This window comes from Delftia sp. CH05 (assembly GCF_009827015.1).
Classification (GTDB): Bacteria; Pseudomonadota; Gammaproteobacteria; order Burkholderiales; family Burkholderiaceae_C; genus Comamonas; species Comamonas tsuruhatensis.
On sequence record NZ_WUMG01000116.1, the window covers coordinates 1 to 666 of the forward strand.

The window sequence follows — 666 nt, forward strand, 5'->3', positions numbered from 1 at the left end:
CAATAGTGCTTAACAAGCTGCTCGGTCTTTCCCCACTGACAAACAAAAATAAGAACCTTCAAACTATCCATAGTGACTTCCCAACAAACTAAAATATTTTTTTGATTTGATTATTCTCCAATAAAGAGCGAAATTGCCTCCAGAAAGTATTGACGACTTCATGTTGCTCGATTATCACACCTGTTTCTATATTTTTCACAAAACCATGATAAGAAAAATTTGCTGATGTTAACAACATTTTTCTCCGGTCTGTAATGATTAATTTTGAATGAAGACTGGTATAACCAGTTGAATTATTCCCCAACAAGCTGTATATATTTAATAAATGCAGGCTGTCTTCATTCCAATTATTTTTGAGTGTCTGAAAGTTTCGCTCTTCATTGTTTACGATGAGCGTGATACGGCAGTTCCTTTTTGCTGCATCTAATATGCTGCTCAACACATGTTTCAACTCACCATAGCTAAATGAAAAGCTGTAACCGACTATAAAAATCTCTTGGTTTGCGGCATCAATCAATTCTTTAACTGCTGGAAATGTTTGTGTAGAAATCAATTGATTCTCGTAAACTGGACCTGTCCACACTGGTGTAATAAGCGGCTGTGTATCCAATGCATATTGAGCCATTTCATATGCAACTTGTAAATTATCAATTAATTGCCCTGTGC

General features: G+C 35.6%; 1 protein-coding gene. It reads right to left on the reverse strand.

Going from position 1 to position 666, the window contains the following annotated elements; genetic code table 11:
• Positions 1–88 precede the first annotated feature (88 nt).
• Positions 89–666, reverse strand: a 578-nt coding sequence (locus tag GRX31_RS30460; RefSeq protein WP_160856276.1) for a phospholipase D-like domain-containing protein, incomplete at its 5' end; no start/stop codon positions are given.